This window comes from Mesorhizobium sp. BH1-1-5 (assembly GCF_020165615.1).
In the GTDB taxonomy this organism is placed as follows: Bacteria; Pseudomonadota; Alphaproteobacteria; order Rhizobiales; family Rhizobiaceae; genus Mesorhizobium.
In genome coordinates this window covers 1-14,208 of record NZ_JAIUIM010000016.1, presented here as the reverse complement: position 1 = coordinate 14,208, position 14,208 = coordinate 1, and the positions used below count along the sequence as shown (strand labels likewise).

Here is a 14,208-nt window from a genome sequence, read left to right as displayed (position 1 = left end):
GTGGTGTGACAGCAAGCACCGAAATTTTTCGCCGCGCCGATCGGCATTGGACCGTCATATCGACGGCGCTGCCATCTGGTTTCGCCGCATGCGGGGCATTATCCGGCTCCGATCCGTCACATGAGCGAAGCCGTGAAGACACCCAGCCTGACCGGCGCCGTTTCGCCGATGATCCCCGTGCTGATATGCGCGCTGGCGATCTTCCTCTTGTCCGGCATGGATGCGGCCATGAAGTCTCTGGCCATCGCGGTCGGCGTCTACAACACGCTGCTGTGGCGCAGCGTGGTTGCCACCTTGGTCGCGGGCGCGGCCTGGTCGGCGGGGTCGCGTTCGAAGCCGGCCCTTCCGGTGCTGGGCCTGCATGCGTTGCGCGCCGCGATCGTCGGCGTCGTCCTGGTCTTGTTCTTCTGGGGCCTGGCCAGGCTGCCGCTCGCCGAGGCGATCGGGCTCAGCTTCGTCGCGCCGCTGTTTGCGCTTTTGCTTGCTGCATTGTTGCTGGGCGAGCGCATAAGGCGGCAGGCGGTCTGGGCGTCGCTGGCCGGCATGGCGGGCGTCGCGATCATCCTTGCCGGCCAGTTCGGGGCGGCAAGCCATTCGCAGGATGCCTTGCTCGGCACGGCCGCGGTGCTCGCATCGACGGTGTTCTATGCCTACAATCTGATCCTCTCGCGGCAACAGGCGCTGCTGGCCAGGCCGGTCGAGATCATGCTGTTCCAGAACCTGTTCGTCGCAATCATCCTCGGCTTGGCCGCGCCCTGGCTCGCGGTCGCGCTGCCGAGAGAGCTCTGGCTTCCCTTGGGCGCGGTAGCGCTGCTGTCGCTCGCCGGGCAATTCCTGATGAGCTGGGCCTACGCCCGAGCCGAAGCGCAATATCTGATCCCGACCGAATACTCGGCCTTCATCTGGGCGGTCGCGCTTGGCTGGTTCTTCTTTGGCGAGAAGGTAGCCTGGACCACGCTGGCGGGGGCATGCCTCATCGTCGCCGGCTGCCTGATCGCCGCGCGCGCCAATCCGAAGCTTGCCGAGCCGATCGAAGCGGCGATGTGAGAGAGCACCTGATTGGTTGGCAAGTTCGGCTGCGATGCCGATCGTCCAGGCCGACGCCGCTCAGCCCTGCGCCGCGGTCGCCTTGAGGCGCACGCCCCTGCCGCCGCGCTCACTGGCCTGGTTCTCGCCGATCAATTCCACGCCGATCGCGTCGAGCGCCTGGATGACCTTCATCAGTGTGTCGACCACGCCCCTGACGACGCCGTCGCTCGCTTCCATGCGCTGTATCGTCGGCAGCGAGACCCCGGCGCGCTCGGCCAGCGTCTTCTGGTCGATGCCGGTCAACGCCCGCGCGGCGCGCATCTGTGCGGCAGTGATCATCGGCCAGAATCCGTCTCTTGAATCTACAAAAGATGTATATTGTAAATGTTACAATGTCTCAAGCATCATTTTACACGCATGAGACATCGATCAGTCGCTGTCAGCCACCACTTTGCGCCGCTGCAGCAAGCGCGCCGCAAGCCAGCATAGCATGGCCCAGGCAAAGCCCGCGCACCAGCCGGCAAGCACGTCGGACGGCCAGTGCACGCCGAGATAGACGCGGCTGATGCCGACCAGCACGGTGGTGAGCACGGCGAGGCCAAGCACGAAGATCTTCGTCCCGCGGTCAGGCAGGAAGCGTGCCGCCAGCGAGCCGAGGGTCAGATAGGTCACCGCCGACAGCATGGCGTGGCCGCTCGGGAACGACAGCGAAGTTTCGTTGACGAGATGCGAGACGAGGTCGGGGCGCGGCCGGTCGACCTCGAGCTTGAGCAGGCTGGAGAGCACCTGGCCGCCGGCCACCGCCGCGAACATGAACAACGCCGTCGCCGGTCGCCGGATCAGGAGCAGATAGACGATCGTCGCCGTCGTGATCAGCACCAGCACGGCGGAACTGCCCAGCGCGGTCACGTCGCGCACCGCGCCTTGCAGCCAGGGCGGACCGATCGGGCTGTCCGGCTGCCCGGCATGGCGGAAGGCAAGCAGGATTTCCGTATCGAAGGCATGCGGCGTCGTGGCGCGCGCAGCCTCCACCAGCTCCACGAACCCCCACATCCCGCCGGCGATCACCAGCCCGGCAAGCAGCACCGGGAATTCCAATTTGTTGAAGAGCGCGTTAGCGGTCGATTTCATGCGTGCTTTGATCCCGCTACAGCCGCTGCATATAGGGCCCGAGCGTGATCAGCGCGACCGCTGCGATCGCCAGCACCATGCCGGTCGCCTGCAAGGCATTGAGCCGTTCGCCGAAGAAGGCGAGCGCCACGACATTGACCGCGACAAGCTGGATCACCGCCGACAGGCTGAACGACACCGACATGCCGAATTCGCGCACCAGCCTCAGCATGACCAGATTGCCGGCCGTGTAGAGCGCCAATGTCAGCAGCAGCCTCGCCAGGCTCGGCGCCATCCCCCAGTGCTTGGCTGCCATCGCCGCCAGCACGAACATCAGGGTCGAAATGCAGAGCTGCCCCAGTCCCCAGAAACTCACCTTGCCGTCCCCTTTTCAAGCGCCGTCGCCACGCCGGCCGCCGCCCTTGTTTCCGAAGCGGGCGAGGCCGTCAAGCCGATCGCGGCCTTTCGCCGGCGCGTTTAGGGGATCCAAGCCGGCCAGCCGCTGCTCAGCCGGCAAACAGCCATTGCGGTTCGATCACGGTGATGTCACGAAAATGTGATCGGCGCGCTTTAGGGGTCGAAGGGTCAAAATCCCAGCCACCTCAAGAAGCCAGAGGAACACCATGACCGTTACCCCTGAAACCCGTTTCCGCACCAGCCAGCTCGAGGAAAATGACGGCCCGCCCGTCAACCCGACCGACAACCGCACCATGGGCGAGATCATCGCCGCGCGTTTCTCGCGCCGCGGCTTCCTCATGGGCTCGCTGGCCGTCTCGGCCATCGCCGCCACCGTCAGCCCGCTGGCCCTGGTCGCCGCCGACGAGGCGCGCGCCGCGGAGGGCTCGGCCTTCAAATTCGACGAGCTCGAGGCCGGCATCGACGACAAGCACCATGTCGCGCCAGGCTATGACGCCGACGTGCTGTTGCGCTGGGGCGATCCGCTGTTTGCCGATTCACCGGAGTTCGATCCGCTGAAACAGTCGGCCGAAGCCCAGGCCAAGCAGTTCGGCTACAACAACGACTATGTCGGCTATATCCCGATCGACGGCTCGGCCGAGCATGGCCTTTTGGTCGTCAACCACGAATACACCAATCCGCATCTGATGTTCCCCGGCATCGTTTCGGTCGTCGAGAAGGACGGGAAGAAGAAGGCCGAGGTGGCGCCGCTCTCGAAGGAGCAGGTCGATGTCGAGATGGCCGCGCATGGCGGCACCATCGTCGAGATTCGCAAAGAAGCCCGCAAGTGGCAGGTGGTGCGCGACGGCAAGCTCAACCGCCGCATCATGTCCACCACCGAGATGGCGCTGTCCGGCCCGGTCGCCGGTCACGACCGCGTCAAGACCAACGCCGATCCGTCCGGCGCCAAGGTCATCGGCACCGTCAACAATTGCGCCGGCGGCGTCACGCCCTGGGGCACCTATGTGATGGCCGAGGAGAACATCCACGGCTATTTCTCGGGCGAATTGCCGGAAGGCCACAAGGAGGCCGCCAACTACAAGCGCCTCGGCATCCCGGAAGGCGCCTATGAATGGGGCGCGCATTACGACCGCTTCAACCTCGCCAAGGAGCCGAACGAGCCCAATCGCTTCGGCTGGATCGTCGAGGTCGACGTCAACGATCCGAACTCGGTGCCGAGGAAGCGCACCGCCATGGGCCGCTTCAAGCATGAGGGTGCCGAATCCATCGTCGCCAGGGACGGCCGCGTCGTCTTCTATCTCGGCGACGACGAGCGCTTCGACTATGTCTACAAATTCGTCACCGCCGGCACGTTCAAGCCCAATGACCGGGCGGCCAACATGAACCTGCTCGACGACGGCACGCTGCATGTGGCGAAGTTCGCCGAGGACGGTTCGGTCGAATGGATGCCGATCGTGTTCGGCCAAGGCCCGCTGACGGCCGAGAACGGCTTTGCGTCCCAGGCCGATGTGCTGATCGAGACGCGGCGCGCCGCCGACCTGCTCGGCGCCACCAAGATGGACCGCCCCGAAGACATCCAGCCCAATGCCGGCAACGGCAAGGTCTATGTCATGCTGACCAACAACACCAAGCGCAAGGCCGAGCAGGTCGACGCCGCCAATCCGCGCGCCGACAATGCCTTCGGCCACATCATCGAGATCGTCGAGGAGGGCGGCGACTTCGCAGCCACCAAGGGCAAGTGGGAAGTGCTGTTGAAATGCGGCGATCCTTCCGTTGCCGATGTCGGCGCCACCTTCTCGACCGCGACCACCGCCCATGGCTGGTTCGGCATGCCGGACAATTGCGCGGTCGATTCCGGCGGGCGCCTGTGGGTCGCTACTGACGGCCAGGGTCCGAAGGCCACCGGCCGCACCGACGGCCTGTGGGCGGTCGACACCGAGGGTTCGGCGCGGGCGACCTCGAAACTGTTCTTCCGCGTTCCGATCGGCGCCGAAATGTGCGGCCCGCTCTTCGCGCCGGACGATCAGACGGCTTTCGTCGCCGTGCAGCATCCGGGCGACGGCGGCGAGGACTGGGAAGGGTTCGGCCGTCCGTCCTATTACGAGGATCCGTCGACGCGCTGGCCCGACTTCAAGCCGGACATGCCGGTGCGGCCTTCGGTCGTCGCGATCACGAAGCAGGGCGGCGGCAAGATCGCGGTTTAGGGACGGCGCGGAAGCTGCCAATCTCCCCCTCGTGGGGGAGATGTCCGGTAGGACAGAGGCACGCGCGAAGGGATCGCTAACGTCGGGGGCGTCACAAGCCTCCCCGACGTCGTCATCCCAGGGCGAAGCAGGAGCGAAGCTCCGTCGCGGAGACCCTGGGATCCATTCCGTTACCTCGAACGTGGGGCGCAGCGGCGTAGAATTCTCCACCGTAGTGGCGCTTTGAAGTCACGGCATGGATCCTCGGGTCTGCGCTGCGTCGCTGCGCTCCTCGCTCCTCCCGTGGATGACGAAGCCGAGCAGTCACTCCGCGCGTTGAACCATCGCCATGTTCATCATGCTTCGGAGACGGAAACCGATCGACTCGTAAAGTCCGACCGCCGCGGCGTTGCTGTCATACGCGTGCAGGTACGCAACCTCGCCACGTGCCGCGATCCGGCCCGCGACGAACATCGACAGCAGCCGGGCGAGGCCGCCGCCGCGAAAATCCGGATGTGTGCACACGCCGCTGAGCTCGCTATGGCCGGGCTGCTTCATGCGCTCGCCGGCCATTGCCGCCAGCCTGCCGTCGATCCGGATGCCCCAGAAATCGCCGAGGCTCAACGCCTCCAGCGTGAAGGGGCCAGGCCTGGTCAGCAAGGCGAGCGCGAGCATCTCGGCGGCATCGGCCCTTGTCAGCTGCCGGATACGCCCGTCGGACACTGCTGGCGTCGGCTGTTCCGCGACCATCTGCACAAGCGAGGCCGTCGAGATCGCGGAAATCTCGGCCGGCAAAACGATCTCATCCGTCTGCACCAGCACGGCGGTTTCGTGCGGCGGGAGAAGCCCGGCCAACGCCCGCAGGCTTTCTCGATCGTCGCCTGCGGTGGCGGCGAAAGGCACGATCGACGGGCGATATCGCCTCGCAAGCTCATCGCCTTCGGCGAGCGCCTGGTGCCGCGTTGTGAGCGCGCTCCAGATGGGACGGTCGAGAACATGTTTCATGACGCGGCCACCCTGGCGTCGTCGACGCGGCGATCGAGCGGCGTCGCGGCCAGCCGGTCCTCTATTGCCGAAAGCTGGCCAAGCAGCGGTCCGGAAAGATCGGCGCACAGATCCGCCACGGCATTCTCGATGCTTGGCCAGATGTCGCGCTTCGCCTGATCGACCAGCCGCCTTCCGTTGCGGCTCAGCGAAACGATCCTGCGCCGCTGGTCGTCATTCGAAGGATTGACCTCGACCAGCCCGAGCTCGGCAAGCAGCGCCGCGCTGCGCGTCACGCCCGGCTGCGCCACGCCCAGCGATTGCGCCAGCTCGCCGACCGGCAGCGGGCCCAGCCTGTCGAGCGCGGCGAGCAGCGGGTACTGGCTCGACTGGATGCGCACGTCCAGGCGGTCGAGCACGCGCTGCGTATCGGCCTGCAGCTGTTCGCCGATGCGCTTCATCCGGCTGCCGAGGCAGAGAAAGCCGAGGGATCGGAGGACGTCTTCCATGGTTCACCCATCGCATATAGATAACTTGATATATAACATTGCATGGAAATATCAAGCCGACGCGCATGGCCATTTCGCGCGGCCGATGGAAGATACCGGGCGCATTGCGACGTTTGCCCTTCATTCGCCGCCAATTGCATCCTATATCGCGCTGGCGCGACGTGGCCGGCAGCGGTCGCCAGCGATTCGCGACCTGAGGGCGGCAGGTCATCCATTCTTGGCACGCGGAGCTCATGGCGCCCCTGCGCATCTACTTCGACAGGCTTCTCGACGCCGTGGCGCCTAAGGTTCCGCGGCGCGAATTGACGGATGAGAAGCGCCTGGCGCTGGTGCGCCGCCATGGCGATTTCTCGCTCGCCTATTCCACCGCCGTGCAGCAGAAACTGTTCTATTTCAGCGATGGCGACGGCTATATCGCCTTCGGCACCAAGATGAGCCGCCATTTCGCGCTCGGCGATCCGGTGGCCGATCCGGCCGAACGCCCGGCCTATATCAAGCGCTTCGTCGAGGCCGCCGGCGGTCCCTGGTTCGTCCAGATCGGCGCCGACACGGCCAAGGTGCTCGCCGGCCTCGGCTACCAGGTCAACCGCCTCGGCGTCGACACCAGGCTCATATTGCCGGCGCATGATTTTTCCGGCAAGCGCAACGAGACCGTGCGCTATTCCGAGCGCTGGCTGACCAAGAAGGGTTTTACGCTCGCCGAGGACAGGGGCGACGGGCTGCAGGACGAGATCATTCAGCTTTCCGCCGACTGGCGCAAGGAGCGCATCATCAAGCGCTGGGAGATGGGTTTCCTCAACCGCCGCTTTTCCGAAGAGATCGGCGCCGATATGCGCCGCTTCCTGTTGCGCAGCCCGGAAGGCCGGCTGCTCGCCATTCTCGATTTCGACCCGCTGTTCCGCGACGGCAAGGTGATCGGCTACACCACATCCTTCAAGCGCAAGCAGGTCGACGCGACGCCGCATGCCGAGATCGGCCTGACCAAATTCGCCGTCGACCGCTTCCGCGAGGAAGGCATCTCGGAGGTGACGCTCGGCCTCTCGCCGCTGCTCGATATCGAGCCGAGCGGCTTTGCCGAATCGGATTTCTGGCGCAACGCCTTCCAGCGCGCCTACAACTCGCCCTGGGTCAACCGCTCGCGCTTCAACCTGCAGGGCCAGGCCGCCTTCAAGCGCCGTTTCCACGGTGCCGAGGAGCCGACCTATATCGCCTTCCGCAAAGGGACCTTCGTGGAGATGCTGGGGTTGTTGCGGCTGCTGAAGGCGATTTGAGTTGGCTTTGTTTCCTCTCCCCACTTCGCGGGGCGAGGAACTCCGTCAGTTCCTCAACCGATACCCGGTCCTGAAGATCCACGCCACGATCGCGATGCAGATCGCCAAAAACACCAGCGTCATGGCGAGGCTGACGCCGACCGAGACATCCGCCTTGCCGTAAAAGCTCCAGCGGAACCCGCTGATCAGGTAGACGACCGGGTTGAACAGCGTGATCGTCTTCCAGATGCCGGGCAGCATGTGGATCGAATAGAAGCTGCCGCCGAGGAAGGTGAGCGGCGTGACGATCAGGAGCGGCACCAGCTGCAGCTGCTCGAAGGTCTTTGCCCAGATGCCGATGATGAAGCCGAACAGGCTGAAGGTCACCGCCGTCAGAATAAGGAAGGCGATCATCCAGAACGGATGCTCGATCCTGAGCGGCACGAACAGTGCCGCGGTGGCCAGGATGATCAGGCCGAGCATGATCGACTTGGTCGCCGCGCCCCCGACATAGGCGATGATGATCTCCAGATAGGAGACCGGCGCCGACAAAAGCTCGTAGATCGAGCCGACGAATTTCGGGAAATAGATGGCGAAGGACGCGTTCGAGATCGATTGCGTCAGGAGCGACAGCATCATCAGCCCGGGCACGATGAAGGCCCCGTAGGGGATGCCGTCGATCTCGTTGATGCGCGAGCCGATCGCCGAGCCGAAGACGACGAAATAGAGCGATGTCGAGATGACCGGCGAGATGATGCTCTGCAGCACCGTGCGGAAGGCGCGCGCCATCTCCACCCGGTAGATCGCCCATACGGCGCGAAAATTAGGGGCCGCGCGCAGGTTCATGGCTCTTGCCTCAGGAGATTGACGAAGATCTCTTCGAGCGAGCTGTTCTTGGTGTCGAGATCGCGGAACTGGATGCCGGCCGCCTCCAGGTCGCGGATGAGCGAGGCGACGCCCGGACGGTCGCTCTGGTTGTCATAGGTGTAGGTGATCCGGTTGCCGTCCTGGGACAGCTCCAGCGCGTAGCGCGACAAGCCGTCGGGCATGGCGGCAAGCGGCGCGCGCAGTTCCAGCTTCATCTGCTTGCGGCCGAGCTTGCGCATCAGCTCGGCCTTGTCCTCGACCAGGATGATCTCGCCCTTGTTGATGACGCCGACGCGGTCGGCCATCGCCTCGGCTTCCTCGATGTAATGCGTGGTGAGGATGATGGTGACGCCGTCCTCGCGCAGGCGCCGCACCATTGCCCACATGTCCTGGCGCAGTTCCACGTCGACGCCGGCCGTCGGCTCGTCGAGGAACAGCACGCGCGGCTCGTGCGACAGCGCCTTGGCGATCATCAGCCGGCGCTTCATGCCGCCGGACAGCGTGATCGCCTTGGAATCCTTCTTCTCCCACAGCGAGAGGTCGCGCAGCACCTTCTCGACGAAGTCCGTGTTGGGCGCCTTGCCGAACAGGCCGCGGCTGTAGTTCACCGTCGCCCAGACAGTCTCGAAGGCGTCGATCGTCAGCTCCTGCGGCACCAGCCCGATCAGGCTGCGCGCCGCGCGGTAATCCTTGGAGATGTCGTGGCCGTCGACGCTGACTGAGCCCGACGAGCGGTTGACGATGCCGCAGACGATCGAGATCAGCGTCGTCTTGCCGGCGCCGTTCGGCCCGAGCAGCGCGAAGATCTCGCCGCGCTCGATGTCGAGATTGATTTCCTTCAGCGCCTTGAAGCCGGTGGCATAGGTTTTCGTGACACCGGAGATCGAGATGATGGATGACATGCTGAAATACGGCCGGCTGGAAAAGGTGACCTGATATAGGTCGGATGTCGCCCGGTGCAACCGTGAATCGTCGCCGCTGCTGACAGTTCTGGACAGTGAGAGCCTTGGAGATTGGCTGAAACGCCCACTCCTCGTCATCCACGGGCGGAGCAAGGAGCGAAGCGACGCAGCGCAGACCCGAGGATCCATTCCGTGACTTCCGAGCGCTGCCACGGTGCGGAATTCCGCTCCGCTGCGCCCTTCGATCGAGGTCACGGAATGGATTCCAGGGTCTCCGCGACGCCGCTTCGCGGCTGCTCCGCCCTGGAATGACGAGGTTGGGAGGCTTCAGCCAATCGCCAGCGTTTGCGCTGATTTCATGGAAATGCTCAGCCGAGGTTTTGCCTCGAACACCTAACCTTGCGCCGTCCAAAACGCGATTTCCTGCGCCTTGGTCCGAAGCTCGGTCTTCAGCCAGTGATCGTCGTCGTCGAGATAGCTCCACGGCGTCTTGCCCTGCGCCCGCATCTCGCGGATGTAGGAGCGGTAGCGGTAGTGGCTGTAGACCGACATCGCGTAGGTGGCATAGGCGGCGGCAAGCTTTCTGTGGCCGCGGATGATCACCAGGTTCTCGTCGTTCTTCTCGCTCGCCGGCGCCGAGAAATTGTGGCTGCCGGTCACCACCACGCAGTCGCTCGAATGCGGGTCGGTCACCAGGATCTTCGAGTGCACGATGGCGTGGCCGATCTGCGACAGGAAGGTGCGCCGGTTGACCTCGGCGATCCACGGCCCGAGCGACGCGTCGAGGCCTTGCGGCTGCGCCACCGCGTAGCGGTCGGGGGTGAATGTCCGGTCGCTGCTCACCAGGTCGATGTCGAGGAAATTCTGCTCGGTGCCGCCCTCGTCGGCGCTCAGCGTCGAGACCACGCCGCGCACATACATGCCCTTTTCCTTGGCACGCTGGCCGGCCAGCGTGTGCAGCCCCTGCTTGCCGGGCGTGAACATCAGGAACAGCACCGACTGCTTGGCCGAGTTGATGACCTCGCGCAGCGCCGCCATGTCGGCCCCGTCGGAGGTTCGGGTGAACCAGACGGTCGTCTTGGCCGTCCCGACCGTGAAGGTTTTGGGCGCATTGTTGTCCGCCATCAGCGCCGGCGTGAAATTGGCCGGGTCGGTCTTCGGCGGCGAGGCATCCTTCAACAGGTCCCAATGCTTGCGGAAATGCTCCGCCACCGTCGCATCCTCGATCAGCAACCCGTTGTTGACCTGTGTGCACAGGCCCGTCGTGCTCCAGTTGGTGCTGCCCGTCCACACCTTCGTCGGCTCACCGCCTTCGGAGACGACGACGAACTTGTTGTGGCCGAGGCCTTTCGATTTCAGCATCCGGTCGATGGTCGCGATGCCGTGGTCGTTGAGGTTCTTGCGCGCGTCCTTGTTGCCGTCGCCGCTTTTGTCGGAGCCGTTGGCGAGGATGAGGTTGAGCCGCGGCCCGAGCCCGATCAGCGCCGTCTCCAGCGTCGCGTCGCCGAGCTCGTAGAGCGCGGCATGCAATTCGTCGCCGGCGCCTTGCGTCAGCCCGACCATGCGCAGGCCGAGATCGCCTTCGAGGAAGGCGCGGAATTTCGCATCGCCATTGGTCTGCAGGCTCTTCTTGAAGGCTGCCGGCGAGAGCTTGTTCTTGGCCATGTAGCGGGCGACGAATTGCGACAGCACCAGGCCGCGATTGAAGTAGCAGGAAAAGCCGCCGCCGGCGTCGGTGGCGAGCGTATGCCAGTCCGTCCAGTCGCTCGACACCCCCTTGGTCAGCGGCTTCCCGGGTCCGGCGCTCATCATCGCGGTCACCCGGTAGCGCACGACATTGCCGACATCGGCCGCATGGTCGGTCCAGTTGAAGCGCTGGAACGGCCACACGTCCGACGGCCTGTGGTCGCCCGATTTCGGCTTGTCCTTGGTGAAGCCGACGCGGTTCTCCACCGGCTCGATCTTCTCGGTGGCGCCGGCCTTGCGGCCGCGCTCGAGCAGGAAGCCCCGGCATCCGGCGATGAAGTCGCTCGGCGCCCAGGCGACGAAGGCGTCGTCGCCATTGGTATAGACGGATACTTTGATGCTGACGGCCATTTGTCGTTCCTCCCCATCTGTCGTTCTTCTCAAGTGCTGCCGGCACGTCCGGCCTACCGATGCAGCCAACAGGAATTCGCGCCGGAAGCAGGGATCCGGATCAGTTGAGACAGAATGTTCGAAAAGGTGACGGCGATGATTATGCTTCGGCAGAAGATCGGATGTCAATCTTTTGCAGCGTCAAGTATAATTCTATGAACTGCTTCACATTGTGTTCTGTTTGCCAGCAAAACAAAGGGCGGATGGGTTCGCGGATACTCCGTCCCGATCTTGAGGCTGAGCTGGAGCAATGCCGAGCAATTGGCTGAAAAACGGCCCAGCCTCGTCATCCACGGGCGGAGCAAGGAGCGAAGCGACGCGCGCAGACCCGAGGATCCATTCCGTGACTTGGAAGCGCCGCTCACGATCCAGAATTCTGCTCCGCTGCGCTCTTTCGATCAAGGTCACGGAATGGATTCCAGGGTCTCCGCGACGCCGCTTCGCGGCTGCTTCGCCCTGGAATGACGAGGTTCGGGCGGCGTCCGCCAATCGCCAAGGCATGCCTCTGCCGACGCAGCCATGCCCGACGATCGATGTCCCTGTGTCAGGAACCGGTCGGCGTCCCTCAGCTCTTGCTGGAGGCCAGAACCAGCGCCGGCTTCTCGCTGTAGAGCTTGGGGAACAGCGACTTCAGATTCTCGATCTTGGGCAGGTCGTTGTAGACGATATAGGGATAGGTCGGATTCAGCGTCAGGAAGTCCTGATGGTAATCCTCGGCCGGATAGAAGGTCTTGCCGGTTTCCAGCGTGGTGACGATCGGCTTGCCAAACACCTTGGCCTTGTCGAGCTGCGCGATGTAGCTCTCGGCGACCTTCTTCTGCTCGTCATTCTCGGCGAAGATCGTCGAGCGGTATTGCGTGCCTGAATCCGGCCCCTGGTAGTTGAGCTGCGTCGGATTGTGCGCGACCGAGAAATAGACCTGCAGCAGCTGGCCGTAGGTGATTTTCGACGGGTCGTAGGTGATCTCGACGGATTCGGCATGCCCGGTGCGGCCGGTGCCGACGACCTCATAGACGGCGTTTTCGGCGCTGCCGCCGGTATAGCCGGATACCGCCTTGCTGACGCCCTTGACGTGCTGGAACACGCCCTGCACGCCCCAGAAGCAGCCGCCGGCGAAGACCGCCGTCTCGCTGCCGCTCGCGGCTTTTTCATCCATCGCCGGCGGCGGGATCACCACCGCGTCCTCGGCCGAGCGGGCCGGACTCTGCCAGAACACGGCCGCCGCCGCGCTGAGCACCAGCACCGCCAGCGCGCCTTTGGCAAGGAACGGCCGCGCGGCTTTCTTTTCAATGCCGGTCATGTTGGGTCTCCTTGTTGTTGTCTCACTATATACGAATGAAGGCGTCGGGAGGTTCTCACTTTGCCGTGCGGCCGTATGCAATCGCCGACGGCGCTGCCCCCTCTCCGTCTCGGCTTCGCCGAGCCACCTCGCCCCCGCCTTTGGCGGGGGCGAGGAACCCGGGCTTGCGAAGGCCGCGCCCTCGGCGGTTGGCGTTTCCTCGCCCTCGCCCCCGCAAAGCGGGGGAGAGGTGGATCGGCGCGTAGCGCCGAGACGGAGCGGGGGCAGCGCCGCACTACGCGGTTCTGCCCGACTTACTGTGCCGGCTTCATAGCGTCCGTCGCAGGCTTCATCGCATCAGCCGGCTTCATCGCATCTGTGGCCGGCTTCATCGCCTGGGTGCTCATCGCATCGGGCTTCATGGCGCCCGCCGGTTTCATCGCGTCCGTCGCCGGCTTCATGGCGTCGGTCGCCATCGCATTGGCGGGCTTCATGGCGTTGGTGGTGTCGTCGGCGCGGGCGCCGGCGACGAAGACCGCGGCGGAAAGCGCGAAGGCCAGCGCCGGCAGGGTCAGGTATTTGGTCATGATAGTCTCCGTGTGTTGTGGCGCGCGGAAGCGGGCCGGGTTATGCGTTGCCGCGTCCTGCGGCCCCGCGCGAAGGGGAAAAAATCAGTTAGCGGCAGCGGCCAGGATCGGACCGCCGCCCGGCGTTTGTACCAGCACCGCGGTGTTCAAGCCGCCGGTCGCCGCCGGCAGCGGCAGCGTCGTCGCCTCGCCGTTCCATCTGCCGAGCTTGGTGAGCGCATGCACGACATTGGCGTGCGGCAGCGTGCGCCCGGTGTTCTCGCCGCGCGCCACCGGCACCTCGACGACGCCTCGCGTGTAGCGCACCAGCCAGATGTCGGCGCCGCCGCCCGGCGCCTTGCCGGCGCCGATGCTGACCTTACCCTGCCCAAGCGACAGCTCCGGGCCTTGTGGGTGGCCACCCCCTTTGTTAATCAGACTCTTCGCGATCAGGCCCTGGATCTCGCCCGGCGCGGCGCCGACGCCGTCGCTTCTGCCGTTCACCACCACTTGCGGCGTGAACGGTCCGTCACGGCCGAGCGACGGCTCGTAGGTCACCTGGCGGTCGGTGAACTCCTTGCGGCCGAACGTGTCCTTCCAGCCGAGATAGTCCCAGTAGGTGACGTTGAACGACAGCGCCAGCACGCCCGGCTGGTCCTTGACCTTGATCAAATTGGCGTTGGCCGGCGGGCAGGACGAGCAGCCCTGGCTGGTGAACAGCTCGACCACGGTCAGCGGCTGCGTGGAGGCCGCGCTTGCGCTGGCGGCCAGGGCGGCAAGCATCGCGCCGGCGATCAGGCTTGTCTTCAATCCGGTCATGGGAAGCAGTCTCCACTGTGGGGTCATGCTCCCATTTCGCCGCGGCGGATGGCTTCGTTACAGCTTCACCGGTTTGTGATTGTCCAGCCGATAGATGGGTAACAGTTTGAACCGGATACATGGGTTACAGTTTTCCCCCTGAGTTGCTGTCCGCCGC

General features: G+C 64.6%; 14 protein-coding genes. 3 read left to right on the top strand and 11 right to left on the bottom strand.

Annotated features, from left to right (window positions below; genetic code table 11):
• Positions 1 to 120: 120 nt before the first annotated feature.
• A complete protein-coding gene (locus LB572_RS21080) occupies positions 121 to 1,047 on the top strand; it encodes a DMT family transporter (RefSeq protein ID WP_224669064.1) in 927 nt (308 codons plus the stop codon).
• Between the two features lie 60 nt (positions 1,048 to 1,107).
• Here the strand turns inward: LB572_RS21080 and LB572_RS21075 are convergent, their stop codons facing one another.
• From LB572_RS21075 to LB572_RS21065, 3 genes are all read right to left on the bottom strand, one after another.
• Positions 1,108 to 1,368, bottom strand: a complete 261-nt coding sequence (locus LB572_RS21075; RefSeq protein WP_140808201.1) for a helix-turn-helix domain-containing protein — start codon at positions 1,366 to 1,368, stop codon at positions 1,108 to 1,110.
• 90 nt (positions 1,369 to 1,458) lie between these two features.
• Positions 1,459 to 2,160 (bottom strand): phosphatase PAP2 family protein, encoded by a 702-nt coding sequence (locus LB572_RS21070; protein ID WP_140808199.1) that lies wholly within the window; start codon positions 2,158 to 2,160, stop codon positions 1,459 to 1,461.
• A gap of 16 nt (positions 2,161 to 2,176) precedes the next feature.
• Complete coding sequence (locus LB572_RS21065; RefSeq protein ID WP_140808197.1) at positions 2,177 to 2,515, bottom strand: hypothetical protein; 339 nt, start codon at positions 2,513 to 2,515, stop codon at positions 2,177 to 2,179.
• A 247-nt stretch (positions 2,516 to 2,762) separates the two neighbouring features.
• Here LB572_RS21065 and LB572_RS21060 point away from each other — a divergent pair, with 247 nt between their 5' ends.
• Positions 2,763 to 4,760 carry a PhoX family protein gene (locus tag LB572_RS21060; RefSeq protein WP_224669063.1) on the top strand — a complete coding sequence of 666 codons (1,998 nt, stop codon included), beginning with the start codon at positions 2,763 to 2,765 and terminating at the stop codon, positions 4,758 to 4,760.
• A 303-nt stretch (positions 4,761 to 5,063) separates the two neighbouring features.
• Here LB572_RS21060 and LB572_RS21055 read toward each other — a convergent pair whose 3' ends face one another.
• Together LB572_RS21055 and LB572_RS21050 are read right to left on the bottom strand one after the other, a co-directional pair.
• Positions 5,064 to 5,744: a GNAT family N-acetyltransferase gene (locus LB572_RS21055; protein ID WP_224669062.1), complete on the bottom strand. Its 681-nt coding sequence runs from the start codon at positions 5,742 to 5,744 to the stop codon at positions 5,064 to 5,066.
• Positions 5,741 to 6,232 carry a MarR family winged helix-turn-helix transcriptional regulator gene (locus tag LB572_RS21050; protein WP_224669061.1) on the bottom strand — a complete coding sequence of 164 codons (492 nt, stop codon included), beginning with the start codon at positions 6,230 to 6,232 and terminating at the stop codon, positions 5,741 to 5,743. The genes LB572_RS21055 and LB572_RS21050 overlap by 4 nt, the downstream gene beginning before the upstream one ends.
• A gap of 233 nt (positions 6,233 to 6,465) precedes the next feature.
• Here LB572_RS21050 and LB572_RS21045 point away from each other — a divergent pair, with 233 nt between their 5' ends.
• Positions 6,466 to 7,503: a phosphatidylglycerol lysyltransferase domain-containing protein gene (locus tag LB572_RS21045; RefSeq protein WP_224669060.1), complete on the top strand. Its 1,038-nt coding sequence runs from the start codon at positions 6,466 to 6,468 to the stop codon at positions 7,501 to 7,503.
• Positions 7,504 to 7,548: 45 nt separating this feature from the next.
• Here the strand turns inward: LB572_RS21045 and LB572_RS21040 are convergent, their stop codons facing one another.
• The 6 genes from LB572_RS21040 to LB572_RS21015 form a co-directional block, all read right to left on the bottom strand.
• Positions 7,549 to 8,328, bottom strand: coding sequence for an ABC transporter permease (locus tag LB572_RS21040; RefSeq protein ID WP_224669059.1), 780 nt, complete (start codon positions 8,326 to 8,328; stop codon positions 7,549 to 7,551).
• A complete protein-coding gene (locus tag LB572_RS21035) occupies positions 8,325 to 9,251 on the bottom strand; it encodes an ABC transporter ATP-binding protein (protein WP_224669058.1) in 927 nt (308 codons plus the stop codon). Before LB572_RS21035 ends, LB572_RS21040 begins: the two co-directional genes overlap by 4 nt.
• A gap of 393 nt (positions 9,252 to 9,644) precedes the next feature.
• The gene (locus tag LB572_RS21030; RefSeq protein WP_224669057.1) at positions 9,645 to 11,348 is read right to left on the bottom strand and encodes a phospholipase D-like domain-containing protein; all 1,704 of its coding nucleotides are present in this window, start codon (positions 11,346 to 11,348) and stop codon (positions 9,645 to 9,647) included.
• Positions 11,349 to 11,952: 604 nt separating this feature from the next.
• Positions 11,953 to 12,687: a peptide-methionine (S)-S-oxide reductase MsrA gene (gene msrA, locus LB572_RS21025; RefSeq protein WP_224669056.1), complete on the bottom strand. Its 735-nt coding sequence runs from the start codon at positions 12,685 to 12,687 to the stop codon at positions 11,953 to 11,955.
• A 293-nt stretch (positions 12,688 to 12,980) separates the two neighbouring features.
• Positions 12,981 to 13,253 (bottom strand): hypothetical protein, encoded by a 273-nt coding sequence (locus LB572_RS21020; RefSeq protein WP_224669055.1) that lies wholly within the window; start codon positions 13,251 to 13,253, stop codon positions 12,981 to 12,983.
• Positions 13,254 to 13,337: 84 nt separating this feature from the next.
• On the bottom strand, positions 13,338 to 14,051 hold the full coding sequence (locus tag LB572_RS21015) for a DUF1223 domain-containing protein (protein WP_140811348.1): 714 nt from the start codon (positions 14,049 to 14,051) through the stop codon (positions 13,338 to 13,340).
• Positions 14,052 to 14,208 lie beyond the last annotated feature (157 nt).

Excerpts from the sequence above, each read along its gene's own strand:
- LB572_RS21050 (WP_224669061.1), bottom strand. The coding sequence starts at position 6,232 with ATGGAAGACGTCCTCCGATCCCTCGGCTTTCTCTGCCTCGGCAGCCGG.
- LB572_RS21070 (WP_140808199.1), bottom strand. The coding sequence starts at position 2,160 with ATGAAATCGACCGCTAACGCGCTCTTCAACAAATTGGAATTCCCGGTG.
- LB572_RS21045 (WP_224669060.1), top strand. The coding sequence starts at position 6,466 with ATGGCGCCCCTGCGCATCTACTTCGACAGGCTTCTCGACGCCGTGGCG.
- LB572_RS21030 (WP_224669057.1), bottom strand. The coding sequence starts at position 11,348 with ATGGCCGTCAGCATCAAAGTATCCGTCTATACCAATGGCGACGACGCC.
- LB572_RS21040 (WP_224669059.1), bottom strand. The coding sequence starts at position 8,328 with ATGAACCTGCGCGCGGCCCCTAATTTTCGCGCCGTATGGGCGATCTAC.
- LB572_RS21055 (WP_224669062.1), bottom strand. The coding sequence starts at position 5,744 with ATGAAACATGTTCTCGACCGTCCCATCTGGAGCGCGCTCACAACGCGG.
- LB572_RS21035 (WP_224669058.1), bottom strand. The coding sequence starts at position 9,251 with ATGTCATCCATCATCTCGATCTCCGGTGTCACGAAAACCTATGCCACC.
- msrA (WP_224669056.1), bottom strand. The coding sequence starts at position 12,687 with ATGACCGGCATTGAAAAGAAAGCCGCGCGGCCGTTCCTTGCCAAAGGC.
- LB572_RS21080 (WP_224669064.1), top strand. The coding sequence starts at position 121 with ATGAGCGAAGCCGTGAAGACACCCAGCCTGACCGGCGCCGTTTCGCCG.
- LB572_RS21015 (WP_140811348.1), bottom strand. The coding sequence starts at position 14,051 with ATGACCGGATTGAAGACAAGCCTGATCGCCGGCGCGATGCTTGCCGCC.
- LB572_RS21075 (WP_140808201.1), bottom strand. The coding sequence starts at position 1,368 with ATGATCACTGCCGCACAGATGCGCGCCGCGCGGGCGTTGACCGGCATC.
- LB572_RS21020 (WP_224669055.1), bottom strand. The coding sequence starts at position 13,253 with ATGACCAAATACCTGACCCTGCCGGCGCTGGCCTTCGCGCTTTCCGCC.
- LB572_RS21060 (WP_224669063.1), top strand. The coding sequence starts at position 2,763 with ATGACCGTTACCCCTGAAACCCGTTTCCGCACCAGCCAGCTCGAGGAA.